19 protein-coding genes are annotated in these 24,404 nt (G+C 72.8%); 11 read left to right on the plus strand and 8 right to left on the minus strand.

All coding sequences use genetic code 11. From position 1 onward, the window contains the following. Window positions 1–18: 18 nt before the first annotated feature. On the minus strand, window positions 19–2,301 hold the full coding sequence (locus tag IF00_RS0135145) for an FdhF/YdeP family oxidoreductase (RefSeq protein WP_030325225.1): 2,283 nt from the start codon (window positions 2,299–2,301) through the stop codon (window positions 19–21). Between the two features lie 132 nt (window positions 2,302–2,433). Between IF00_RS0135145 and polA the strand changes: the two genes are divergently transcribed. After that, window positions 2,434–5,145, plus strand: coding sequence for a DNA polymerase I (gene polA / locus IF00_RS0135150; protein WP_030325227.1), 2,712 nt, complete (start codon window positions 2,434–2,436; stop codon window positions 5,143–5,145). A 46-nt stretch (window positions 5,146–5,191) separates the two neighbouring features. Here polA and IF00_RS0135155 read toward each other — a convergent pair whose 3' ends face one another. Then, window positions 5,192–6,085 carry a DUF4184 family protein gene (locus IF00_RS0135155; protein WP_051820776.1) on the minus strand — a complete coding sequence of 298 codons (894 nt, stop codon included), beginning with the start codon at window positions 6,083–6,085 and terminating at the stop codon, window positions 5,192–5,194. A 259-nt stretch (window positions 6,086–6,344) separates the two neighbouring features. Here IF00_RS0135155 and IF00_RS0135160 point away from each other — a divergent pair, with 259 nt between their 5' ends. From IF00_RS0135160 to pgfA, 3 genes are all read left to right on the plus strand, one after another. Then, the gene (locus tag IF00_RS0135160; RefSeq protein WP_030325230.1) at window positions 6,345–8,153 is read left to right on the plus strand and encodes a lytic transglycosylase domain-containing protein; all 1,809 of its coding nucleotides are present in this window, start codon (window positions 6,345–6,347) and stop codon (window positions 8,151–8,153) included. A 229-nt stretch (window positions 8,154–8,382) separates the two neighbouring features. Then, on the plus strand, window positions 8,383–8,523 hold the full coding sequence (locus tag IF00_RS45345; RefSeq protein WP_106975930.1) for an SPW_0924 family protein: 141 nt from the start codon (window positions 8,383–8,385) through the stop codon (window positions 8,521–8,523). Window positions 8,524–8,532: 9 nt separating this feature from the next. Beyond that, the gene (gene pgfA, locus IF00_RS0135170; RefSeq protein ID WP_030325232.1) at window positions 8,533–9,525 is read left to right on the plus strand and encodes a cell envelope lipid trafficking protein PgfA; all 993 of its coding nucleotides are present in this window, start codon (window positions 8,533–8,535) and stop codon (window positions 9,523–9,525) included. Here the strand turns inward: pgfA and IF00_RS0135175 are convergent. Together IF00_RS0135175 and IF00_RS0135180 are read right to left on the minus strand one after the other, a co-directional pair. Further along, the gene (locus tag IF00_RS0135175) at window positions 9,494–12,175 is read right to left on the minus strand and encodes an ATP-dependent RNA helicase (protein WP_030325234.1); all 2,682 of its coding nucleotides are present in this window, start codon (window positions 12,173–12,175) and stop codon (window positions 9,494–9,496) included. The genes pgfA and IF00_RS0135175 overlap by 32 nt on opposite strands. Before the next feature lie 81 nt (window positions 12,176–12,256). Beyond that, on the minus strand, window positions 12,257–13,096 hold the full coding sequence (locus tag IF00_RS0135180) for a class I SAM-dependent methyltransferase (RefSeq protein ID WP_030325235.1): 840 nt from the start codon (window positions 13,094–13,096) through the stop codon (window positions 12,257–12,259). A gap of 346 nt (window positions 13,097–13,442) precedes the next feature. Between IF00_RS0135180 and rpsA the strand changes: the two genes are divergently transcribed. The 4 genes from rpsA to IF00_RS0135200 all read left to right on the plus strand — a co-directional run bounded on the left by rpsA (window position 13,443) and on the right by IF00_RS0135200 (window position 17,168). Next, window positions 13,443–14,957, plus strand: a complete 1,515-nt coding sequence (gene rpsA, locus IF00_RS0135185; RefSeq protein ID WP_030325237.1) for a 30S ribosomal protein S1 — start codon at window positions 13,443–13,445, stop codon at window positions 14,955–14,957. Between the two features lie 201 nt (window positions 14,958–15,158). Further along, window positions 15,159–16,097 (plus strand): PAC2 family protein, encoded by a 939-nt coding sequence (locus tag IF00_RS0135190; protein WP_030325239.1) that lies wholly within the window; start codon window positions 15,159–15,161, stop codon window positions 16,095–16,097. A gap of 31 nt (window positions 16,098–16,128) precedes the next feature. Beyond that, complete coding sequence (gene coaE, locus IF00_RS0135195) at window positions 16,129–16,731, plus strand: dephospho-CoA kinase (RefSeq protein ID WP_030325242.1); 603 nt, start codon at window positions 16,129–16,131, stop codon at window positions 16,729–16,731. Between the two features lie 50 nt (window positions 16,732–16,781). Further along, window positions 16,782–17,168 carry a tetratricopeptide repeat protein gene (locus tag IF00_RS0135200; RefSeq protein WP_030325243.1) on the plus strand — a complete coding sequence of 129 codons (387 nt, stop codon included), beginning with the start codon at window positions 16,782–16,784 and terminating at the stop codon, window positions 17,166–17,168. A 34-nt stretch (window positions 17,169–17,202) separates the two neighbouring features. On the opposite strand, the gene IF00_RS0135205 is transcribed toward IF00_RS0135200, so the two are convergent. Both IF00_RS0135205 and IF00_RS0135210 read right to left on the minus strand, forming a co-directional pair. Beyond that, window positions 17,203–17,472 (minus strand): DUF6343 family protein, encoded by a 270-nt coding sequence (locus tag IF00_RS0135205; RefSeq protein WP_030325245.1) that lies wholly within the window; start codon window positions 17,470–17,472, stop codon window positions 17,203–17,205. Between the two features lie 77 nt (window positions 17,473–17,549). Next, entirely contained in the window at window positions 17,550–17,885 is a 336-nt protein-coding gene (locus IF00_RS0135210) for a hypothetical protein (protein ID WP_030325247.1), read from the minus strand. A gap of 209 nt (window positions 17,886–18,094) precedes the next feature. On the opposite strand from IF00_RS0135210, the gene IF00_RS0135215 reads away from it, so the two are divergent. The 3 genes from IF00_RS0135215 (at window position 18,095) to IF00_RS0135225 (ending at window position 23,149) form a co-directional block, all read left to right on the plus strand. Continuing rightward, window positions 18,095–20,956, plus strand: coding sequence for a DEAD/DEAH box helicase (locus tag IF00_RS0135215; protein WP_030325249.1), 2,862 nt, complete (start codon window positions 18,095–18,097; stop codon window positions 20,954–20,956). Further along, complete coding sequence (locus IF00_RS0135220) at window positions 20,953–22,221, plus strand: SWIM zinc finger family protein (protein ID WP_030325251.1); 1,269 nt, start codon at window positions 20,953–20,955, stop codon at window positions 22,219–22,221. Before IF00_RS0135215 ends, IF00_RS0135220 begins: the two co-directional genes overlap by 4 nt. A gap of 124 nt (window positions 22,222–22,345) precedes the next feature. Then, on the plus strand, window positions 22,346–23,149 hold the full coding sequence (locus IF00_RS0135225) for a chaplin (protein ID WP_030325253.1): 804 nt from the start codon (window positions 22,346–22,348) through the stop codon (window positions 23,147–23,149). Window positions 23,150–23,196: 47 nt separating this feature from the next. Here IF00_RS0135225 and IF00_RS0135230 read toward each other — a convergent pair whose 3' ends face one another. Together IF00_RS0135230 and IF00_RS0135235 are read right to left on the minus strand one after the other, a co-directional pair. Continuing rightward, window positions 23,197–23,886 (minus strand): DUF2293 domain-containing protein, encoded by a 690-nt coding sequence (locus tag IF00_RS0135230; RefSeq protein WP_030325254.1) that lies wholly within the window; start codon window positions 23,884–23,886, stop codon window positions 23,197–23,199. A 12-nt stretch (window positions 23,887–23,898) separates the two neighbouring features. Then, window positions 23,899–24,357: a hypothetical protein gene (locus IF00_RS0135235; RefSeq protein ID WP_030325256.1), complete on the minus strand. Its 459-nt coding sequence runs from the start codon at window positions 24,355–24,357 to the stop codon at window positions 23,899–23,901. Window positions 24,358–24,404: the final 47 nt, after the last annotated feature.

The following is a 24,404-nucleotide window of genomic DNA, read 5'->3' on the forward strand; positions in this document are numbered from 1 at the left end:
AGCTGCCTGAGCAAACGCTTAGGCGGAGGCGGATTCTTCCAGACGGACGATCACGGACTTGCTCGCGGGGGTGTTGCTGACGTCCGCGGTCGACTCCAGCGGCACGAGCACGTTCGTCTCCGGGTAGTAGGCCGCCGCGCACCCCCGGGACGTCGGGTAGTGCACCACCCGGAAGCCGGGCGCCCGCCGCTCGCTGCCGTCCGTCCACTCGCTCACCAGATCCGCGTACGCCCCGTCCGCGAAGCCCAGCGCCGCCGCGTCCTCGGGATGGACCAGGACGACCCGGCGGCCCCCCTTGATGCCCCGGTAGCGGTCGTCGAGGCCGTAGATCGTGGTGTTGTACTGGTCGTGCGAGCGCAGCGTCTGGAGGAGCAGCCGCCCCTTGGGCACCCTCGGATACTCCACGGGCGCCGCCGTGAAGTTCGCCTTGCCGGTCTTCGTGGGGAAGCGGCGCTCGTCGCGCGGTCCGTGCGGCAGCCGGAAGCCGCCGGGGTCCGCCGCGAGACGGGCGTTGAAGTCCTCGAAACCGGGCACCACGCGCGCGATGCGGTCCCGGATCGTGGCGTAGTCGGCCTCGAACTCCTCCCAGGGGGTGGCCGATCCGTCGCCGAGGACGGCGCGGGCCATCCTCGCCACGATCGCCGGCTCGGACAGCAGATGCGGGCTCGCGGGCGGCAGATTGCCCCGTGAGGCGTGCACCAGACTCATCGAGTCCTCGACCGTCACGAACTGCTTGCCACCCGCCTGCACGTCCTTGTCCGTACGGCCCAGGGTGGGCAGGATCAACGCGCGCGTGCCCGTCACCGCGTGCGAGCGGTTCAGCTTCGTCGAGACGTGGACGGTCAGCCGGGCCCGGCGCATCGCCGCCTCCGTCACCTCCGTGTCGGGCGTCGCCCCCACGAAGTTGCCGCCCATCGCGAAGAACACCTTCGCCTCGCCGTCCCGCAGCGCCTGGATCGACCGGACCACGTCGAAGCCGTGACGGCGTGGCGAGACGATCCCGAACTCCTTGTCCAGGGCGTCGAGGAAGGCGGGTGCGGGCCGCTCGAAAATCCCCATCGTGCGGTCGCCCTGCACGTTCGAATGGCCGCGCACCGGGCACACCCCCGCGCCCGGCCGGCCGATGTTGCCGCGCAGGAGAAGGAAGTTGACCACCTCGCGGATGGTCGGCACCGAGTGCTTGTGCTGGGTGAGACCCATCGCCCAGCACACGACGGTCCGCTCCGAGGCGAGCACCATCTCCAGGGCCCGCTCGATCTCGGAACGGTCCAGACCGGTCGCGGCGAGAGTCTCGTCCCAGTCGGCCTCCCCGGCCGCCGCCACGAACTCCTCGTACCCATGGGTGTGTTCGCGTACGAACTCCTCGTCGACCGCCCCGGCCGTCTCCAGGACCAGCTTGTTCAGGAGCCGGAAGAGAGCCTGGTCGCCACCGATCCGGATCTGGAGGAAGAGATCGTTGAGCGCGGCGCCCTTGAGCATGCCCTGCGGGGTCTGCGGGTTCTTGAACCGCTCCAGACCCGCCTCGGGCAGCGGATTGACGGAGATGATCTTCGCGCCGCCCGCCTTGGCCTTCTCCAGGGCCGACAGCATGCGCGGATGGTTCGTCCCCGGGTTCTGACCGGCCACGATGATCAGGTCCGCCCGGTGCAGGTCCTCCAGGGAGACACTGCCCTTGCCGATGCCGATGGTCTCCGTCAGCGCCGACCCCGAGGACTCGTGGCACATGTTGGAACAGTCCGGCAGGTTGTTCGTACCGAACTCGCGGGCGAAGAGCTGGAGCAGGAACGCGGCCTCGTTGCTGGTCCGCCCCGAGGTGTAGAAGAGCGCCTCGTCGGGGGAGCCGAGCGCCCGGAGCTCCTCCGCGACGATCGCGAAGGCCCGCTCCCAGGTCACCGGCTCGTACCGGTCGCCGCCCTCCGGCAGCAGCATCGGCTGGGTGATCCGGCCCTGCTGGCCCAGCCAGTACCCGCTGCGGTCCGCCAGGTCCGCCAGCGGGTGCGCGGCGAAGAACTCCGGGGTCACCCGGCGCAGCGTCGCCTCCTCGGCGACCGCCTTCGCGCCGTTCTCGCAGAACTCCGCCACATGCCGCTTGTCCCCTTCGGGCCAGGCGCAGCCGGGACAGTCGAAGCCGTCCTTCTGGTTGACCTTGAGCAGGGTCCGCGCGGTGCGCCGCAGCCCCATCTGCTCCTGGGCGATCCGCAGGGTGTGCCCGATGGCGGGCAGCCCGGCGGCGGCGTGCTGCGGCGGCGTGACCTGCGGTGCGTCCTGGACCGGGTCGCCGACCGGCGGCTTGCTGACCATCGCGCTCTCCCTTGAGCGTAATCCTGCGGCGTACGTCTCCGATCCTGTCACGCGGCGGTGACAGCCCGGACCCCGCCGGTGCCGGCGGGAACAGTGGGCGGGATTGTCAGTCGTCCGTGGCAGGATCGTCATGTGGCCGAGACAGCATCGAAGAACCCCGCAGACACCCGCCCCCGCCTGCTCCTCATGGACGGGCACTCGCTCGCGTACCGGGCGTTCTTCGCGCTGCCCGCGGAGAACTTCACCACCGCGACCGGACAGCCGACGAACGCGATCTACGGGTTCGCCTCGATGCTGGCGAACACGCTGCGCGACGAGGCGCCCACGCACTTCGCGGTCGCCTTCGACGTGTCCCGCAAGACCTGGCGGTCCGAGGAGTTCCCGGAGTACAAGGCGAACCGCTCCAAGACGCCCGACGAGTTCAAGGGGCAGGTCGAGCTGATCGGCGAGCTCCTCGACGCGATGAACGCGCCGCGGTTCGCCGTCGACGGCTTCGAGGCCGACGACGTCATCGCGACCCTCGCCACCCAGGCCGAGGCCGCCGGCTTCGAGGTCCTGATCGTCACCGGCGACCGGGACTCCTTCCAGCTGGTCTCCGACCACACCACCGTGCTCTACCCGACCAAGGGCGTCTCCGAGCTCACCCGCTTCACCCCGGAGAAGGTCCAGGAGAAGTACGGCCTCACGCCCTCGCAGTACCCCGACTTCGCGGCCCTGCGCGGCGACCCGTCGGACAACCTGCCCGGCATCCCCGGCGTCGGAGAGAAGACCGCCGCCAAGTGGATCAACCAGTTCGGCTCCTTCGACGAGCTCGTCGAGCGCGCCGAGGAGGTCAAGGGCAAGGCCGGGCAGAACTTCCGCGACCACCTGGAGTCGGTCAAGCTCAACCGCCGCCTGACCGCGATGGTCACGGACGTCGAGCTGCCCAAGGGCGTCACCGACCTCGCCCGCGAGCCGTACGACCGCGGGGCGGTCGCCCTCGTCCTCGACACCCTGGAGATCCGCAACCCCTCGCTGCGCGAGCGGCTCCTCGCCGTCGACCCGGGCGCCGCCGAGGACACCGCCCCGGCCCCCGAGGCGGGCGTCGAGATCGACGGCACCGTCCTCGGCGCCGGCGAGCTCGCCCCCTGGCTCGCCGAGCACGGCACCGAACCCCTCGGCATCGCCACCGTCGACACCTGGGCCCTGGGCACGGGGAACGTCGGCGAGATCGCCCTCGCCGCCGCCGGCGGCGCCGCCGCGTGGTTCGAGCCGAGCGCGCTCGACGAGGCCGACGAGCAGGCCTGGGCCGCCTGGATCGCCGACCCCGACCGGCCGAAGGCCATGCACAACGCCAAGAGCGCCATGCGGGTCTTCCCCGAGCACGGCTGGAGCATCGCGGGCGTCACCATGGACACCGCCCTCGCCGCCTACCTCGTGAAGCCCGGCCGGCGCTCCTTCGCGCTCGACGCGCTCTCCGTCGAGTACCTCCACCGCGAGCTCGCCCCCGCGGCCGCGGCCGACGGCCAGCTCGCCTTCGGCGCCGACGACACCGCCGAGGCCGAGGCCCTCATGACCCAGGCGCGAGCCGTCCTCGACCTCGCCGTTGCCTTCGAGGAGAAGCTCGGCGAGGTCGGCGCCCGCGAGCTCCTCCACGACGTCGAGCTGCCCACCTCCGCCCTCCTCGCCCGCCTGGAGCGGCACGGCATCGCCGCCGACCGCGACCACCTGGAGGCCATGGAGCAGCAGTTCGCCGGCGCGGTGCAGCAGGCCGTGAAGGAGGCGCACGCCTCCGTCGGCCACGAGTTCAACCTCGGCTCGCCCAAGCAGCTCCAGGAGGTCTTCTTCGGCGAGCTGAACCTGCCGAAGACCAAGAAGACCAAGACCGGGTACACCACGGACGCCGACGCGCTCGCCTGGCTGGCCGGCCAGACCGACCACGACCTGCCCGTGATCATGCTCCGGCACCGCGAGCAGGCCCGGCTGCGCTCCACCGTCGAGGGCCTGATCAAGACGATCGCCGCCGACGGGCGCATCCACACCACCTTCAGCCAGACGGTGGCCGCCACCGGGCGCCTCTCCTCCACCGACCCCAACCTGCAGAACGTGCCGGTACGGACGGACGAGGGCCGCGCCATCCGGCACGGCTTCGTCGTCGGAGAGGGCTTCGAGGCCCTCATGACCGCCGACTACAGCCAGATCGAGCTCCGCGTCATGGCCCACCTCTCCGAGGACGAGGGACTCATCGAGGCCTTCACCTCCGGCGAGGACCTCCACACCACCGTCGCCTCCCAGGTCTTCTCCGTCGAGCGGTCCGCCGTCGACGCCGAGATGCGCCGCAAGATCAAGGCCATGTCGTACGGCCTTGCCTACGGCCTCTCCGCCTTCGGCCTCTCGCAGCAGCTGAACATCGACCCGGGCGAGGCCCGCGGCCTGATGGACACCTACTTCGAGCGCTTCGGCGGGGTGCGGGACTATCTGCGCCGGGTCGTCGACGAGGCCCGCGCCACCGGCTACACCGAGACCATGCTCGGCCGCCGGCGCTACCTGCCCGACCTGAACAGCGACAACCGCCAGCGGCGCGAGGCCGCCGAGCGGATGGCGCTCAACGCCCCGATCCAGGGCACGGCGGCCGACATCGTGAAGGTCGCCATGCTGGGCGTCGACCGGGCGCTCACCGAGGCGGGTCTCGCCTCCCGGATGCTCCTCCAGGTCCACGACGAAATCGTGCTCGAACTCGCCCCCGGCGAGCGCGAGCAGGTCGAGGCCCTGGTCCGCGAACAGATGTCGGCCGCAGCCGACCTGCGCGCCCCCCTGGACGTCTCGGTAGGCGTGGGCCACGACTGGGACTCGGCGGCGCACTGACGCACCACGGCAGGGGGCGCCACGGCGCCCCCTGCCGGTCCTGGGCTCAGGCGCCCGACTCCACATCGCACGTGCGGCGGTCCTCTCCCCGCGGCGCCGGGGGAGGGGTGGCCGGATCCTTCGGCGCCGCGGTGGGCGACGATCCCAGGAACCGTGCCCCCGCCCCGTACAGCACGAGCCCGACGGCGAGCCCCGCACCGGCCCCGAAGCAGGCCGTCGGAATGACGTCCAGCGGCGTCTCGATCCGGGCCCAGCCCCAGTACGCGGCCCAGCGCAGCACCCGGTGGGCCATCCCGGCGAGGACGCAGCCGCCGATGAGTCCGGCCGCGAGCAGCCGCCCGCGTCGGCCCGGGACCCGTACCCCGGCCGGCAGCTCCACGCCCGCGGCGGAGCGGAGCGCCCGCGCCGTGAACCAGACCAGGATCCCGAGCGCCAGCGCCGAACCCCCGTACTGCGCATAGAGATAGACGGGGAACCCGGCCACGATGTCACCGAGGAACGGGATCGTCCGGGTCCCCCAGCGGTCGAGATGGGTGAAGGAGTCCCACACGACATGGGTCGTCGAGCCGACGACGGCGGAGAGCCCGAACCACCCGGCGAGCAGGGCCGGGTGCCGGTCGCGCCAGACATCGCCCCGGACGAACCCGTACACCCGCCCGCGCCACCCGGCGGGCAGCAGCGCGACGAGCGGCTCACGAACGGTCAGCCACAGGGTCACCAGCACTCCGGTGATCAGGACGTCGGCCGTGACGATCCCGACGGGGGAGTGGGTGACGTCCCCGAAGACCATCGCACCGGGAAAGGCCGTCGCCGCGAAATAGGTCATGTCGGGCGCGAAGGAGCCCGCGACGAGAGCGGACGCGACCAGCGGTCCGCGCGCGGTCCCGGTCCGCCGCAGTCCGGGCAGCACGGCAGCGGCATGGCTCAGCGTGAACGGCAACGGGTCTTCCCCCAGGTTCCGGTGACGACGGCCGCAGTACATCATCGGCCGCAGTGCAAGAGGTGTTCGACCCTCCGGCCGGTTCCCGCTCCGGTCGCTCTCCGTGTCCGGCGGGGGAGGTCGTCAGGCGGCCGAGAGGTGGCGAAAGCGTGAAACACGGTCAGGCGCCGGTGCCCGGCGGACCGGAGTTGGCATAGGGTCGCCAGAGGTCTCGCGCGGGGAGCGCGGGACCTCAGTCGAGGGGGAAGGGACCACGGACATGTCAGCGCACTTGGGCCGCAGGCTGCGCAAGGGGGCCACCAGCGGTGCGGTGGTGGCTGCGGCGGTCGCCGCGCTCGCCGCCTCACAGGCGCCGGAGATGACCCCACCGCCCACCGACAACGCCGGCGGGGACCGGGCCATCGGCGCCGGGGACACCGCGTCGCCGTCCGGCGACGGCTCCGCCACCGGCAACTCGCCGTACTACACGGAACTGCCGTCGCTGAACACGCCGAACAAGCCCGGGGTGCCGCCCGTCCAGCTGCCGGTGATCACCGGGCCCGCCCAGGCCGGCATACCCGCGTCCGTGCTCGCCGCCTATCAGCGCGCCGAGCAGTCGATCCGTTCGACCGCCCCCGGCTGCAACCTGCCCTGGCAGCTCCTCGCCGGCATCGGCAAGGTCGAGTCCGGACAGGCGAGCGGCGGTCGGGTCGACGCCAACGGAACGACGCTGAAGCCGATCGTCGGCCCTGCCCTCAACGGCAACGGATTCGCCGAAATCACCGACACCGACGACGGCGTCTATGACGGTGACAGGACCCACGACCGCGCCGTCGGCCCGATGCAGTTCATCCCGTCCACCTGGGCCACCTGGGGCCAGGACGCGAACAGCGACGGGAAGAAGGACCCCAACAACATCTACGACGCCGCGCAGGCCGCCGGTCTCTATCTCTGCGCCAACGACCGCAACCTCGCGCTCAAGGCCGACCTCGACCGCGCGATCCTCAGCTACAACCGCTCGACGGAGTACCTGAACACGGTCATCTCGTGGTTCGAGTACTACCAGCGCGGCACCCACCAGGTCCCGGACGGCACGGGTGTGCTGCCGGTCGACCGCAGCGACGGCCGGGGTCAGGGCAACCGCCCCCTCCCCACCTCGCCTCTCACGCCGGCCCCGACGACCCCCGGCCCGAAGCCGTCCGAGACGGGCGGGCCGAAGCCCGGTCCGACGAAGCCGGGCGGGCCTTCGGAGGTCACCACGCCGCCGACGAAGCCCACCCCGCCGGTGAAGCCCCCGGTCACGCCGCCGACGAAGCCGCCCGTACCGCCGGTCGTGCCGCCGGCCGTCAAGGTCGCGCGCCTCGCGGTCGTCTCCTCCGGTCCCCTCACCGCGACCACCGAGAGCGCCTTCGCCAAGGCCCCGACGGTCGCGGCGCTCGACGCCGCGGGCGCGCCGATCACCGGTGTGAGCATCCGCTTCGAGATCACCGGCACCACCGACACCCGCTTCTCCGGCGGCGCGACGACCGCGACCGTCACCACGGGCTCGGCCGGTATCGCCGCCGCCCCCACCCTGCGGGCGGGCGAGAAGACCGGGTCGTTCACGGTCAAGGCCACCGTCGTGGGCCGAGGCATGGACGCGACCGTGTTCAACGCGACCGTCACCGAACGACAGGCGGACGCCCTCGCCCGGGTCGGCGGCGACCCGCTGTCGGCGACCACCGGCACCACCTTCGGCCAGTCCGTGCAGGTGAAGGCCACCGACAAGGGCGCGCTCGCCCCGGGCGTGCTCGTCACGGCCGTGATCGCGGACTCCACGGGCACCAAGGAGAGCGTCGACGGCCCGTCCTTCAAGGACGGGGTCCGTACGCTCGTCCTGAAGACGGACGGGAACGGCCTGATCTCCCTGCCGGCGATCCTCGCGGGCGACAAGGCCGGCGAGTACGTGCTCCGCCTCACCGCTCCCGGAGGCGGCGTCACGGAGATCAAGCTGACGGTCGACGCGCCCACCGCGACCCCGAGCCCGACCCCGGAGCCGACCTCCTCCGGCACCGGCTCGCCCGAGGCCTCCCCCTCGCCCTCGGCCTGACCCGCCCGCGCATCCCTCTCCTCCCCACGCGCCGCTCCGCCGCCCCCACCGGGCGGGGGAGCGGCGCTTCGCGTTCCCCGGGCGGGTGGGCGGTCCTCCGGGCGCCGGAGCGCGCGAGCGGCATCGGGATCCCCGGGCAGGGCGGTGCAACGTGTTCTCATCTCGCGGTCGCGTTGCTACGGTGCCCCCGCCCTGACGACCTATCAGATCGCACCCCGGGAGGCCGACCATGCGTGCCCTCGTCGCCGCCGCCATCGGACTCGCCCCAGTCCTCCTCTTCATCCTCCTCGTCTCCGTGGTCGATCTGCCGCCCGACGGGCCCACCTCGCCCAAGCCCCTGCTGACCGCCGACCCCGGCCCCAAGAAGTAGGGGGCGACCGTGCGCCGCCGAGCCAGCCTCGTCCTCCTCGCCCTCGCCGTCTTCTGCGTCGCGATGGCCCCGACCCTGCGCTGGTACGCCTTCCCCCGCCTGGCGAAGATCCCGCCGAACCAGTACCAGGAGACCGTCCTGGAGGCACAGCCCGCGACCCTGCTCAACTACTCCACGCTCAAGGCGGAGAAGGTCGACAAGATCACGATCATCCAGACCCTCAAGGGCAACGTGGAGGAGTCGCGGCGCATCGAACGCGACGCCGGGCGCGACGTCGTCGTCTGGGACGCCCTCGCCTACATCACGGGCCCCGACGGAAAGATGGTCTCCCAGGTCCCCGAGCGGTACATCTTCGACGCCCACACCCAGGACCCCGTCAACGCCACCGGCGAATCCGTCGACGGCGACCCGGTCCGGCGCGAGGGCATCGAGTTCAAATGGCCCTTCCTCACCGAGAAGCGGGACTACCAGTACTTCGACGCCCAGACCCGCACCTCGTCCCCCATCCACTACAAGGGCACCCGCACCTTCCGGGGCATGGAGGTCTACTACTTCGAGCAGACCATCCCCTGGACCAAGGTCCCCATGCCCAAATCCATGCCGGTCAAGATCCCCCCGGAGGTCATCGCCGAATCCGGACTCACCCGCTGGTACACCACCAAGCGGATGTTCTGGATCGAGCCCGTCACCGGCGCCCCCGTCAACGGCGAGGAGATCCACAAGGAGGAGCTCCGCAACGCCAGGGCGCTGATGGGCGTCGACACCCTCACCGTCTTCGAGGGCCATGTGAAGATGCGCGAGGACTACATCGAGAGCGTCGGCGAGATGGTCGCCTCCAACCGCCTCACGGTCCTCCTGCTCGTCTCCTACGTCCCCTGGAGCCTGACCTTCCTCGCACTGCTCCTCCTCGCCCTCGCGCTCTGGCTGGAGGCCCGCTCCCGCCGCCCGGCACCGGAACCCGCCGCCCCGCTCACCCCTCCCGTCTCAGCCGCGCGCTCGTGAACCGGGTCGCCTCCGCCACCGAGGGGTCCTCGGGCCACGGATGCTTCGGGTACCGCCCTCTCAGCTCCGCCCGCACGGACCGGTAGCCGTCCCGCCAGAACGACGCCAGGTCGGCGGTGACCGCCGCCGGCCGCCCGGCGGGGGAGAGGAGGTGGACGAGCACCGGGACCCCCGCCACCCGAGGAGTCTCCGCGAGTCCGAACATCTCCTGGAGCTTCACCGCGAGCACCGGCCGCTCACCGCCGTACTCGACCCGGATCCGCGAGCCGCTCGGCACCTCGATCCGCTCCGGCGCCAGCTCCCCCAGGCGGCCCGCCTCGCCCGACGCCCAGGGCAACAGCCGCCGCAGGGCCTCGCCGCCGTCGATCCGCCCCAGATCGGCACGCCGCGCGGCCCGGGACAGCTCCGGCTCCAGCCACTCCCCGGCCCGCTCGACCAGCGCCTCGTCCGCCACGTCCGGCCAGGGTTCCCCCACCTCGCGGCGCAGGAAGGCGAGCCGGGCGCGCAGCTCCCCGGCCTCCCTGCTCCACCGCAGCAGCCCCGGCCCCTCGCGGCGCAGCCCGTCGAGCAGCGCCTCCCGCACGAGCGCGGGATCCGCCTTCGCGCCCAACGGCCGGACCGTCAGCTCGACCGCGCCGAGCCGGTCCACCGACCGCGCGACCACGTCCCCGTCCTCCCAGCGGACCTCCTCGCCGGTGGACCGCAGATGCCCGGCCGCCCGCCGCGCCATGTCCTCGTCCACCACCGCCGCCAGGCGCACCCGAGCCGTCGCGTCCCGCGCCGTACGGTCCGCCACCGCCACGGCCAGCCACGGGGTGGCCCGCAGCCCGGAACCCTCACCGAGCCGGGCCCCGCTCCCCGACACCATCAGATAGCCGCCCTGCTCCCGCGCCCTCGCCACCCGCTCGGGAAAGGCGAGCGCCGTGACCAGACCGGCCACCGCGTCGTCCCCGGTCGCGGGCCCCGCCGAAGTCCCGGCGTCGGCGAGGTGCCCCGAGGCCCCCGAACCGGCCGGGGTCCGCGAAGTTCCCGAAGCGAACGAAGTAGCCGGGGACCGCGAAGCGCCTGAAGGCGCCGAGGACCCCGAATCCCTCGAAGCCCCCGAGGTGCCGCCGCCCACCGCCTCCGCCGCCGACCGCTCCAGCCGGCGTGCCTCCGCCTTCCAGCGGGCGCCGTACCCGTCGGCGCCCCGCCGGGCGGCGCGCCAGGCCGCCGCCAGGTCGTCCCCGTAGTCGCGCGGCGGCTCCTCGCTGAGCAGCGCCACCACCTCTGCCGCCCGCCGCACCCCGACCTCCGGCGCGCCGTCGAGGAGCGCACGGCCGAGCCGGGGATGGAGACCGAGCCGGGACATCCGTACGCCCCGGTCGGTGGCCCGCCCGGCTTCGTCCACGGCTCCGATCGAGCCGAGGACCGACCGGGCCGCCGTCATCGCCCCGGCGGGCGGCGCGTCGAGCAGCGCGAGCCCCTCCGCCGTCGGGTCGCCCCAGCAGGCCGCCCTCAGGGCGAAGTCCGCCAGGTCGGCGACCTTGATCTCGGGCGACGGGAAGCGCGGCCTGCCCCCGTCACTCGCCTCCGCCCAGCAGCGGTAGACGAACCCGAAGGCCTCACGGCCCGCCCGGCCCGTGCGCTGGGTCGCCGTCGCCTCCGAGACCGTCACCGTCGCCAGCGAGCCAAGACCGCGGGCGTGGTCCATGCGCGGCTCACGGGCCAGTCCCGAGTCCACGACGATGCGCACCCCCGGCACCGTCAGGCTGGACTCCGCCACCGAGGTCGCGAGCACCACCCGGCGCCGCCCGCCCGGCTCCGTCCCGCGCAGCACCGCGTCCTGCACCGCCGCCGGCGCCCGCCCGTGCAGCTGGAGCACCTCCGCGTCGACATCGGCCAGCATCCCGGCCGTCCGCGCGATCTCCCCCGTGCCCGGAAGGAAGCAGAGGACGTCTCCCTCGTGCCGCTCCAGCGCGAGCCGGACCGTCGCGGCGACGTGCCGCAGCAGCGCCGGATCCACCCAGGTGCCGTGGGCCGGCCGGATGCCCGACGGCGGCGCCTCGAAGAAGACCCGGCTGCCGTGCCCCTCGCCCCTGCTCCACACCACCGGCGCGGGCCCGCCGCCGTCCAGGGCCGTGAGGAGGTCCGCCCAGGCCGCCGCGTCGCTCGTCGCCGACGCGGCGATCAGCTTCAGCTCCGGCCGCAGGGTGGCCCGCACGTCCACGAGGAAGGCCATCGCCGTGTCGGCGTCCAGATGCCGCTCGTGACACTCGTCGAGCAGCACCACGTCGACCTCCGCCAGCTCCGGATCGCGCTGGAGCCGCTGGAGCAGAATGCCCGTGGTCACCACCTCGACCCGCGTCGAGGAGCCGCTCCGCCGCTCGCCACGCACCGAGAAGCCGACCGTGCCGCCGACCTCCTCCCCGAGCAGCCACGCCATCCGCCGTGCCGCCGCCCGCGCCGCCATCCGCCGCGGCTCGGCCACCAGGACCCGCCGCCGCGGTCCCTCTCCTATGAGACCCGCGAGCGCGAGCGGCACCAGCGTCGTCTTGCCGGTGCCGGGGGGCGCGGACAACACGGCCGTGCCGCGCAGGTCGAGCGCGGCGAGCAGCTCGGGGACGGCATGGCGGACGGGGAGACGGTCGAGTGCGTCGTTTCGGATCACGCACTCAGTCTCGTACGCGACGCGAAAAAGGCGGGCCCCGTTGTCCACAGGACCCACCTGTTCATATGACGAACGGCGCCGCTACTCCGTGCGCTCGCAGACGAAGATCGCCGTGCCCGGGATCAGGTTCCCCCGCAGCGGGGACCAGCCACCCCACTCCTGGCTGTTCCACTCCGGCCATTCCGGCTCGACCAGGTCGAGCAGGCGGAAGCCGCCGGCCACCACGTCCCGCACCCGGTCGCCGATCGTCCGGTGGTGCTCCACGTACACCGCCCGCCCCTGCTCGTCCTGCTCCACATAGGGGGTGCGGTCGAAATAGGAGGCCGCGATCGAGAGGCCCTCGGGACCGGGCTCGTCCGGGAAGGCCCAGCGGATCGGGTGTGTCACCGAGAAGACCCACCGGCCGCCGGGCCGCAGCACCCGCCGCACCTCCCGGAACACCTTCACCGGGTCGGCGACGAAGGGCACCGCGCCGTACGCCGAGCACGCCAGGTCGAAGGAGCCGTCCTTGAAGGGCAGGTCACCGGCGTCGGCCTCCACCAGCGGCACGTCCCCGCCGATCCGCAGCGCGTGCTGGAGCTGGCGGTGCGAGAGGTCGAGGGCCACCGGCCGGGCCCCCTGCGCCGCCAGCCAGCGGGAGCACTGCGCGGCGCCCGCCCCGATCTCCAGGACGTCCAGGCCCTTCAGCGAGGCGGGCGGACCGAGGAGCGCGGCCTCGGCCTCGTCGAGGCCCTCCGGACCCCAGACGAACCGGTCGTCGCCCAGGAACGATCCGTGATCGTTCTGGTACTCGTCGGCGTTCCTGTCCCACCAGCCGCGGCTGGCCCGGCTGCTCTCCGCGTCCCCCGCGTCACGCCGGGTCGCCTCCGCCTCCTCCTCGGCCGAGTCGGAGGGGACTTCGTGTTCGTACTCTTGGTTCATCTCGCCCGCCGATGTAGTTTGCGCTCAGTGCCGCTGTGCGCGGATCCCGCCGATGAGGCGTGGAAGGACACGAGTTGGTGCCGGAGTTGAGTAGATCTGCCCCGGGTGCGCGCTTCGCGCATTGACCCTGTCCGGCCGCCCCCGTATGCTAAAGGTTGCGCTGCGGGCCTGCGCGCCTCAGACGGAGCAGGCCGCGCTCGTACCTGTTGTATGTCCCCTCGGTTTTCGAGGCTCCTCCCGTTCGCGGGAAGGGGGCCTCATTGGCTGTCCGGCTTCTTGGTGCGATACGGGCTCTCGGCGTAGCAGTACCTACGACTTTCTGTCCGTAACCGGAGCCCTTTCCCACATGACGAGCAGCACCGAGACCACCGCCACCAGCACCACCCCGCAGGTTGCGGTCAACGACATCGGTAACGAGGAAGCCTTCCTCGCCGCGATCGACGAGACGATCAAGTACTTCAACGACGGCGACATCGTCGACGGCGTCATCGTGAAGGTCGACCGGGACGAGGTCCTGCTCGACATCGGTTACAAGACCGAAGGTGTCATCCCGAGCCGCGAGCTCTCGATCAAGCACGACGTCGACCCGAACGAGGTCGTCAAGGTCGGCGACGAGATCGAGGCCCTGGTTCTCCAGAAGGAGGACAAGGAAGGCCGCCTGATCCTCTCGAAGAAGCGTGCCCAGTACGAGCGCGCCTGGGGCACCATCGAGAAGATCAAGGAAGAGGACGGCATCGTCACCGGTACCGTCATCGAGGTCGTCAAGGGTGGTCTCATCCTCGACATCGGCCTCCGTGGCTTCCTGCCGGCCTCCCTCGTCGAGATGCGTCGCGTCCGCGACCTCCAGCCCTACGTGGGCAAGGAGCTCGAGGCGAAGATCATCGAGCTGGACAAGAACCGCAACAACGTGGTCCTGTCCCGCCGTGCCTGGCTGGAGCAGACCCAGTCCGAGGTTCGCCAGACCTTCCTCACGACCCTCCAGAAGGGTCAGGTCCGCTCCGGCGTCGTGTCCTCGATCGTCAACTTCGGTGCCTTCGTGGACCTGGGTGGCGTCGACGGCCTCGTGCACGTCTCCGAGCTTTCCTGGAAGCACATCGACCACCCCTCCGAGGTTGTCGAGGTCGGCCAGGAGGTCACCGTCGAGGTTCTCGACGTCGACATGGACCGCGAGCGTGTCTCCCTGTCGCTGAAGGCGACGCAGGAGGACCCGTGGCAGCAGTTCGCCCGGACGCACCAGATCGGTCAGGTCGTCCCGGGTAAGGTCACCAAGCTGGTTCCGTTCGGTGCGTTCGTCCGCGTGGACGAGGGCATCGAGGGTCTGGTCCACATCTCCGAGCTGGCCGAGCGCCACGTGGAGATCCCGGAGCAGGTCGTCCAGGTCAACGACGAGATCTTCGTCAAGGTCATCGACATCGACCTCGAGCGTCGTCGCATCAGCCTCTCGCTGAAGCAGGCCAACGAGTCCTTCGGTGCCGACCCGGCCTCGGTCGAGTTCGACCCGACCCTGTACGGCATGGCCGCGTCCTACGACGACCAGGGCAACTACATCTACCCCGAGGGCTTCGACCCCGAGACCAACGACTGGCTCGAGGGCTTCGAGACCCAGCGCGAGGCCTGGGAGACCCAGTACGCCGAGGCGCAGGCTCGTTTCGAGCAGCACCAGGCTCAGGTCATCAAGTCCCGCGAGGCCGACGAGGCCGCCGCTGCCGAGGGCGCTGCCGCCCCGGCCGCCGGTGGCAACGCCGGTGCGGGCATCTCGGGTGGTTCGTACTCCTCGGAGTCGGACGACAACTCCGGCGCCCTGGCGTCGGACGAGGCGCTCGCCGCCCTCCGCGAGAAGCTCGCCGGCGGCCAGAGCTGAACAGGCTCTCCGCTGAGCGCTAGCCGTTAGCGAATCGAGGCCCGCTTCCCTTCGGGGGAGCGGGCCTCGGTCATGTTCCGGGGCTTTCGGCGCCCCTCCTCCCCGCCCCAAGCGCCACGCCCGTACGGAAGATCGCACCGTCCGGGAATGGCGCTGCCGCACGAGACGTTTCCAGAGAGAACACGAGGAGGAGCGGTAATCGTGCTTGATCCCCAGGATTTGTACGAATGGGACGCCAAGGGCCTGGCCGTCGTCGACCTGGCACTGGCGCAGGAGTCGGCCGGGCTGGTCATGCTGTACCACTTCGACGGCTACATCGACGCGGGCGAGACCGGTGAGCAGATCATCGACGGCCTGCTCGACACCCTGCCCCACCAGCTCGTGGCCCGCTTCGACCACGACAGGCTCGTGGACTACCGTGCCCGCCGCCCGCTGCTGACCTTCCGGCGCGACCGCTGGACCGCGTACGAGACGCCGTCCATCGAGGTCCGCCTCGTGCAGGACGCCACCGGCGCCCCCTTCCTCGTCCTCTCCGGCCCGGAGCCGGACGTCGAGTGGGAGCGCTTCGCCGCCGCCGTCCGGCAGATCATCGAGCGCCTCGGCGTGCGCCTCTCCGTGAACTTCCACGGCATCCCCATGGGCGTGCCGCACACCCGCCCCGTCGGCCTCACGCCGCACGGCAGCCGTACCGACCTCATGCCGGGCCACCGCAGCCCCTTCGACGAGGCGCAGGTCCCCGGCAGCGCCGAGGCCCTCGTCGAGTACCGGCTCACCGAGTCCGGCCACGACACCCTCGGTGTCGCCGCGCACGTCCCGCACTACGTCGCCCGCTCGCCGTACCCGGACGCGGCGCTGACCGCGCTCGAGGCCGTGACGGCCGCCACCGGCCTGGTCCTCCCCGCGGTCGCGCACTCCCTGCGGACCGAGGCCCGTCGCACCCAGACCGAGATCGACCGCCAGATCGGCGAGGGCGACGAGGAGCTGGTCGCGCTCGTGCAGGGCCTTGAGCACCAGTACGACGCGGCAGCCGGCGCGGAGACCCGCGGCAGCCTGGTCGCCGAGCCCGTCGACCTGCCCTCGGCGGACGAGCTGGGCCGCGAGTTCGAGCGCTTCCTCGCCGAGCGGGAGGGCGACTCCTGACCCGCACGGGGCAGGCCCTAAGCTGCCGCTCATGCTGAAGGTGGGCCTGACCGGCGGGATCGGCGCCGGCAAGAGCGAAGTGTCACGGCTGCTCGTCTCGTACGGGGCCGTGCTGATCGACGCGGACCGGATCGCCCGCGAGGTCGTCGAGCCCGGCACACCGGGGCTCGCGGCCGTCGTGGAGGCCTTCGGGGAGGACGTCCTCACCCCGGAGGGGACGCTCGACCGGCCGAAGCTCGGGTCCCTCGTGTTCGCCGACGCGGACCGTCTCGCCGCCCTCAACGCCATCGTGCACCCCCTGGTCGGGGCGAGGTCGGCGGAGCTGGAGAGCCGGGCCGGCACGGGGGACGTCGTCGTCCACGACGTGCCCCTGCTCACCGAGAACGGGCTCGCGCCGCTGTACGACCTGGTCGTGGTCGTGGACGCCTCCCCGGAGACCCGGCTCGACCGGCTCGTACGGCTCCGGGGCATGGCCGAGTCCGAGGCGCGGGCCAGGATGTCGGCCCAGGCCACGCGCGCGCAGCGGCTGGCTGTCGCGGATCTCGTGATCGACAACGACGGGCCGCTCGACGCGCTCGAACCGCAGGTGCGCAAGGTCTGGGACGAGCTGGAGCGCCGCGCTTCGGCGGAATGAGCGTGACGGGTCCGGTGTTCAACCACCGGATCGAGGGGAAGGATGCCAGGGTGGCCGACAGAAACCCGGAAACACACGTCATCGACTTCCGCGCAGCCGAGCATCTGCTGGCCGCGCGGGACCCTCGTGGCGCCGTGAAGCTCCTGGACTCGGTGATCGCCGCCCATCCCGAGAACACGGCGGCGCGTCTGCTGCGGGCCCGTGCCTTCTTCGCGGCCGCACAGCTGCGACCCGCGCAGCTGGAGTTCGAGCTGGTCCTGGAGCGCGAGCCGGACAACGCGTTCGCGCACTTCGCCCTCGCCCGCACCTTCGAGCGTTCCGGCCTGACCGCCCAGGCCACCCGGCACTTCCGCCTCGCCGCGGCGCTGGACCCGAAGCCGGAGTACCTCCAGGCCGCCGGGTTCGACTCGGAGAACAGGGAGAGCCCGGAGAACTAGCGGCGGGGGCGCGGGAGCGGAGGAGCGCGAGCGCTCAGCGGCCCCTCCCGCCGTGATCCGGCTCGTACGGCGGGATGTTCCGGCCCGGCTGCCAGTGCGGGCCCTGGTGGATGTGGTGCACCACCATCGCCAGGTCGACGAGGACGACCAGGAGCAGCACGCCGCAGGCCGCGGCCCATCCCGGGCGGCCGAGCAGCGAGAAGACGGTCGTGCCGAAGGCGGCCCAGAGCAGTCCCCACAGGCCCAGCCAGAAGCGCATGCGCAGGGGGCTGCGCGCGGTCGCCGGTTCGTTCCCGGAACGCATGACGGTCACCCTCTCCCGTCCCCCAGCCCCGAAGGGCTCTTCCAGGATGGACCCTGTGGCGGGCCGAAGGGAACCGGCTAGTGGATGACGCTGTAGCTGCGCCACGGCAGGGCGCCCGGCGCGACCTGGTTGCTGGTGTTGGTGGCGAGGTAGATGTTGTGCTGCCCCGTGCAGTTGGGCGTCGGGAACAGCCTGATGTCGACCAGGGTGTTGTTCTCGACCCGGGTCACCCCTCTCGGGGCGAGAAGGCGGTGGCAGCCGTTCACGGAGGGGCTCGTCACGGTCACCACGACCTCGCGCTCCGTCTCGTACGAGAGGGTGCCGACCATGGTGCGGCCGCTCGAACAGCCGACGACGGCGGAGGTGAGCAGCACGGCCCCGGTGACGGTCGTGAGACGCCGGCGAACGGACATGGCGGTTCCTCTTCTGTCGGAGTCCGGGTCGGTGTTCCGGCGGCACCTCGGGTGCACCCGGTTCAGGCCACCCTCGCGCGCCCGGTGGCCCGTGTCATCCGTTGCTGGGCCGCACGGGCGAACCCGCGTGGCGGCCGTTGTCAGACCCCCGCCGTAAGGTCGGAGGTCCAGTCGACACTCGTCACCCCGGTGGGAAGGAGCGCGGAGCCGTGACACACACCTGGACGACCAGCGCCGCCGTCTTCCTGCCGGCCGCCCTGCCCCGAGAGGGCCGTGTGGCTTTCTGGGCCCCCGACGGCGGTGCGCTGCCGGACCCGGCGGAGAGCGGCGCGGAGCGCGTCGAGCTGACCGTCGCCCGGCGCCACGGCAGCGGCGCCCGGAGCCGGTCCGTCCCCGCCCTGGCCCTCCCGGTCGACGCCGCGCTGCCCCTTCTCGTCGCGGCCCGCCACCATCCGGCCGCCCACCCCGCGACCGCCGGCTGGGGCGCCGCCGCACTGCACGCCCTGCATCTGGTGGCCCGCGGCCGCATGCTGCCGGGTCTGACCGCCGACGACCTGGACGCCTGGCGGGCCGGCCCGCTGGACGCCGACGACATCGCCCATCTGCGGGCCGTCGCCGCGGCCCTGCCGTACGAGGCGCACGCCGTGCCCGTCCCCGGGCGCGGACCGCTGCGGCTGCCCGATCCCGAGGCGCTCGTCCGCGCCTTCCTCGACGCGGTCGCCGACATCCTGCCCAGGACCCCGGCCGCCGCCCACGCGGTGGGCGCGCCGTTCGCCGCCCGTGCGCCCCAGCATCTGCCCCGCGCGCGTGCCTGGGCCGCCGAGGCGGCGGCCGGGATGGACGCGGGCGTCCGGGTCTCCCTCCGCCTGGACTTCTCACCCTTCGAACTGTTCGACGTGGCCTCCGGTGCCGACGCCGACGATGCCGACCGCACTCCCCGCGGTGAGCGCCACGCGGCTGCCGCGCTCCTCCAGGTCCACAGCCTCGCCGACCCCACCCTCGTCATCGACGCCACGGCCCTCTGGGCGGGTGACGGCGAGCACTTCGGGCCCCGCGCCCGGATCGACGCGGTCCTCGCACTGCGCCGGGCCGCCCGCGTCTGGCCGCCGCTCGCCCGGCTCCTGGAGCGGGACGTGCCCGACGTCCTCGCGGTCACCGAGGACGAGCTGTACGAGCTCCTCGGCCCGGCCGCCGCCCGGCTCGCCGACGCAGGGGTCGCCGTCCACTGGCCGCGCGAGCTCGCCCGCTCCCTCAGCGCCTCCGCCGTCGTCAGCGCCACCCACGCCGCGCCGGGCTCGGCGACCGACGGCACCGCGTTCTTCGACAGCGAGGAACTCCTGCGGTTCAACTGGCAGCTGGCCCTCGACGGCGACCCGCTCACCGATCGGGAGATGGACCACCTCGCCGAGGCCCACCGGCCGATCGTGCGCCTCCGCGACCAGTGGGTCGTCGTCGACCCCGACCTCGTCCGCAAGGCACGCAAGCGGGAACTCGGCCTGCTCGAACCGGTCGACGCCCTCGCCGTCGCCCTCACCGGCACCGCGGAGGTGGACGGCGAGACCGTGCCCGCCGTCCCCGTGGGGGCGCTCGCCGCGCTCCGCGACCGGCTCCTCGCCGGACCCGAGGACGTGCAGGCCCCGCCCGGCCTCACCGCCACCCTCCGCGACTACCAGCTGCGCGGCCTCGCCTGGCTGGACCTGATGACCTCGCTCGGCCTCGGCGGCTGCCTCGCCGACGACATGGGTCTCGGCAAGACCGTCACCCTGATCGCCCTCCATCTGCGCCGCGCCCGGAGCGCCCCCACCCTCGTCGTCTGCCCGGCGTCGCTCCTCGGCAACTGGCAGCGGGAGGTCGGGAAGTTCGCCCCCGACGTGCCCGTCCGGCGTTTCCACGGCGCCGAGCGCGACCTCGACGGCGCCGAGGGCGGATTCGTCCTCACCACCTACGGCACCCTGCGCACGAGCGCCGCCGAACTGGCCGGGCGGGACTGGGGGATGGTCGTCGCCGACGAGGCCCAGCACGTCAAGAACCCGTTCTCCGCGACCGCCAAGGCACTGCGCGAGATCCCCGCGCCCGCCCGGGTCGCCCTCACCGGCACCCCCGTGGAGAACAACCTCTCCGAACTCTGGGCGCTCCTCGACTGGACCACTCCCGGTCTCCTCGGCCCGCTCAAGGCCTTCCGCTCACGGCACGCCCGCGCCGTCGAGAACCACGAGGAGATCGAGCACGAGGAGGCCGTCGAGCGGCTCGCCCGGCTCGTCCGGCCCTTCCTGCTGCGCCGCCGCAAGTCCGACCCCGGCATCGTTCCCGAGCTGCCGCCCAAGACCGAATCCGACCACCCCGTCTCCCTCACCCGGGAACAGGCCTCGCTGTACGAGGCGGTCGTCCGCGAGACCATGGCGCGGATCGAGGAGGCCGAGGGCATCGCCCGCCGGGGCCTCGTCATGAAACTGCTGACCTCCCTCAAGCAGATCTGCAACCACCCCGCGCAGTATCTGAAGGAGGAGGCGCCACGCGGGAGCGGCACCGCGCGTCTCGCCGGCCGCTCGGGGAAGCTCGCCCTGCTCGACGAGCTCCTGGACACGATCCTCGCCGAGGACGGCTCGGTGCTCGTCTTCACCCAGTACGTGACGATGGCGCGGCTCCTCGCCGACCATCTGGCCGCGCGCGGCATCCAGGCCCAACTCCTCCACGGCGGCACCCCGGTGGCCGAGCGGGAGCGGATGGTCGACCGCTTCCAGGCCGGCGAGGTCCCCGTCTTCCTGCTCTCCCTCAAGGCCGCGGGCACCGGCCTCAACCTGACCCGGGCCGGCCATGTCGTCCACTACGACCGCTGGTGGAACCCGGCCGTCGAGGAGCAGGCCACCGACCGGGCCTACCGCATCGGGCAGACCCAGCCGGTGCAGGTCCACCGGCTTGTCGCCGAAGGCACCGTCGAGGACCGGATCGGCGAGATGCTCCGCGCCAAGCGGGCCCTGGCCGACGCCGTCCTCGGCTCCGGCGAGGCGGCCCTCACCGAACTGACCGACCGGGAGCTCGCCGACCTGGTGTCCCTGAGGAGGCCCTCGTGACCACGCCACGGGGCGCGCGCGGAGCAGTGCCCCGCCACGACGACCGCCGCCGCAGCTTCCCGCAGGTCGCGCCGCGCGAGGCCCCCGACGGGCGGTTCGCCGCCACCTGGTGGGGCAACGCCTGGGTGGAGGCCCTGGAGGACACCGCCCTCGACCCGGCGCGCCTCGCCCGCGGCAAGGCGTACGCGGGGCGCGGCCATGTCGACGCGATCACCGTCACCCCCGGCCGGGTCGTCGCCTACGTCCACGGCAGCCGGCCCCGCCCGTACCGCACCGAGATCAGGATGCGGACCCTCGGTGACGACGGCTGGGAGCGGTTCCTCGACGAGGCCACCGCCCGTCCCGACCACATCGCCGCCCTGCTCGACAAGGACGTGCCGCACGCCCTGGAGGCGGTCACCGGACTGCTGCCCGCACCGGGCGACCTCGTCCCCGACTGCTCCTGCCCGGACGACGGCTACCCCTGCAAGCACGCAGCCGCCCTCTGCTACCAGGCCGCCCGGCTCCTCGACGAGGACCCCTTCGTCCTCTTCCTGATGCGGGGCCGCGGGGAGCAGGAGCTGCTTGCCGAGCTGACCCGGCGCAACGCCGCCCTGTCCGCCGCCGAGACGACCGCCGCCGCACCCCCGATGCCCACCGTTCCCGCCCGCGCGGTGTTCGAGGCGGCGGAGCGGGCCGGGCTCACGCTGCCCCCTCCGCTGCCGGCCCCGGACCGGCCCGGCCGCCCGGCCGTGTTCCCGCCCGACCCCGACGCCCCCGACCCGCTCGCCCTCGACCTCCTCGCCTCCGAAGCCGCCGTCCGCGCCCATGCGTTCCTCACCACCGGGCACGATCCGGTCGCCGCGCTCACGCCGTGGCAGGACGCCGTCCGGCTGGCCGCCGCGCACCCCGGTTCCGGTCTCACCGCCTCGACCCGTGCCCTCTACCGGGATCTGGCGTACGCGCTGGACCGCACCCCCACCGACCTCGCCCGGGCCGTCGCCGCCTGGCGGCAGGGCGGTGCCGCCGGTCTCGCCGTACTCGAGGAGCCGTGGGATCCGCCGGCGGGTCCGTTCGACCGGGCCAGACCGGCCCTGATCGCCGCCGACTTCCCCGCCTTCCGCCCCTGGCGCAACCGGCTCTCCACCGAGTCCCTCCAGCTCCGCCTGGGCCGGGACGGCCTCTGGTACGGCTACGAGTCGGACGCCGGCCGCGAGGACTGGTGGCCGCGCGGCGCCCCCGACCACGACCCGGTCGGTGCCCTCACCGATCTTCTGGGGCGCTGACCCACACTCGAACGGGTCCCACTCGATGGAGTGAAACCCGTCAACGGCCGGATCCGGCACGTGCGTTTGTCGCGTTGATTCCGGTACGGGCACTTGCCCGCACACCTCCGGAAGGCAGGAAGCCATGAGGCAGATTCGCCGAAGTGGTCTGGCCACACTGTTGGTCACGGGTGGGGCGATCGCCCTCTCGGCCGGCGCCGCGCACGCCGACTCCGGCGCGCAGGGCGCCGCGGTCGGTTCGCCGGGCGTCGGCTCCGGCAATACGGTTCAGCTGCCGGTGCACGTGCCGGTCAACGTCTGCGGCAACACGGTCAGCGTCGTCGGCCTGCTCAACCCGGCCTTCGGCAACGGCTGCGCCAACCGCTCCGCCGAGAAGGAGCCCGACGGCTACGGCTCGGAGAACGGCGGCGGCTCCCACAAGGACATGCCCGGCACCCCGCGCGGCGGAGAGCAGGCAGGCGGTTCGCACGGTGGAGGGTCCTCCGACGGCGGTTCCGCCAACGGCGGCGGGTCCACGGCCGAGACCCACGTCGCGGGCTCTCCCGGCGTGCTCTCCGGGAACGGCCTCCAGCTGCCCGTCGACCTCCCCGTGAACATCAGCGGCAACTCGGTCAACGTGGTGGGCATTCTCAACCCGGTCTTCGGCAACACGTCGGTCAACGGCCCCTCGGAGCCGACGCCGCCGGTCGAGACGCCGACGCCGCGCCCGCAGACCCCCGTTCGGAACGTGCCGGTTCCGCAGCCGGAGACCGAGACCGAGACGGCGAAGCCCGTCCCGCTCCCCGCTCCGCAGGGTGAGACGAGCTCGGTCGCGCTGGCCTCCACCGGTTCCGACAGCATCGGGTACACCGGCGCCGCGAGCGCCGCGCTGCTGCTCGGTGGAGCCCTGCTGTACCGTCGCGCCCGCCGCGCCGCGGACCAGGCCTGACGGTTCCGCTCCCATGGCCGGGCCGACGTGGGCTGACACCCGAGCTGTCAGCCGCGCCCCCGGCCGTCGGCGTCCGCGCCGTCGCGACGCCAGGCCCGGAGCACCGCCTCGATGGCGGGCGCCAATCTCGTCCGGGCCTGGTGCCGAGGAACACCCTGCATCAGCAGGGTGTCGTACGGCGTGTCGACATGGCGTACGGAGGCGCGCACCGCGGCCGTGACGGCGCCGCGGTCGAGCGAGCGGCCCGCCGCCGTGCGCCCCACCCGTCCACTGCCCTTCGCCGAGGCGTGGACGGCGATCTCCGTGGCGCGGTCCGCCGGGATGGACGGGAAGAGCCGCAGGATCTCCGCCCTGAGGACCTCGGTGATCTCCACGTCGAGCGCCGCGCGCCGTGCGGCGTCCCGCGCCCGGCGCCTGGCCCGGGCCTCCGCGTCCGCGAGGCAGGACAGCTCCGCCTCGGCGAGCGCCGCCTCCTCGACGAGCAGGCCCTGACGCTCGTACCGGGTACGGCGCCGGTTGTGGCGTACGACCACGGCCCAGAGTGTGCTGCCCTCGCGGGCCCGGCGGGTGAGCGCCGTGTCGCCCCGCCGCAGGAAGACGAGATGCCCGAGGTCGGCACAGTCGAGGCAGACCGGGGCGTTGAACTCGACGATCATCCGATCGAGGGGCCCCTGCAGGCACTCCGAGCAGCGGCGGCGCCTGAGCGGCTCGACGACCACGGGCGCGACGAGATCCATGTGCGGGCCCGCTCAGCGCACGCCGGGCGCGGCCGCGGCGATGAACTCGGCGAGCGCTTCCTTCGCCTCCGCCGAGCGACGGGCGCGCTCGGTCTCTCCCCGCGCCTCGTGCATGCAGTGGGTCTGATCGAAGGCGGTCTCGGCCAGCCGTCGGACCTGCGGGTCGTCGCACACCAACTGCACGCGGAAGAGGGCCTGCCGGGCGGCTGTCCGCTGCCGGTAGGAGGCGTGCCGGGACTCCTCCGCCTCCTCGGAGCCCGGCTCCTCGGCAGCCCGGAACCAGCGGTCGTTCTGGCTGTGCCGGTAGTCGACGACCGCGCCCGCGTAGGCGCTGTACGTCGCGATCCGCTCCTGGCGGAGCTGTTCGGTCCGGGCCAGCGAGGCGGTGCGCTCGGTGGCCCGCCCCTGGAACCAGTGTGTGGCGATGACGCCCAACAGGGTCCCCGCCACCGCTATCAGCGCCACATCCATGACCGGGCGCCCCCTCCCGTCCTGCCGTCCTGTCCGTCGGCCCGAAG

It is taken from the genome of Streptomyces flavochromogenes, assembly GCF_000717595.1.
GTDB classification, from domain to species: Bacteria; Actinomycetota; Actinomycetes; order Streptomycetales; family Streptomycetaceae; genus Streptomyces; species Streptomyces flavochromogenes.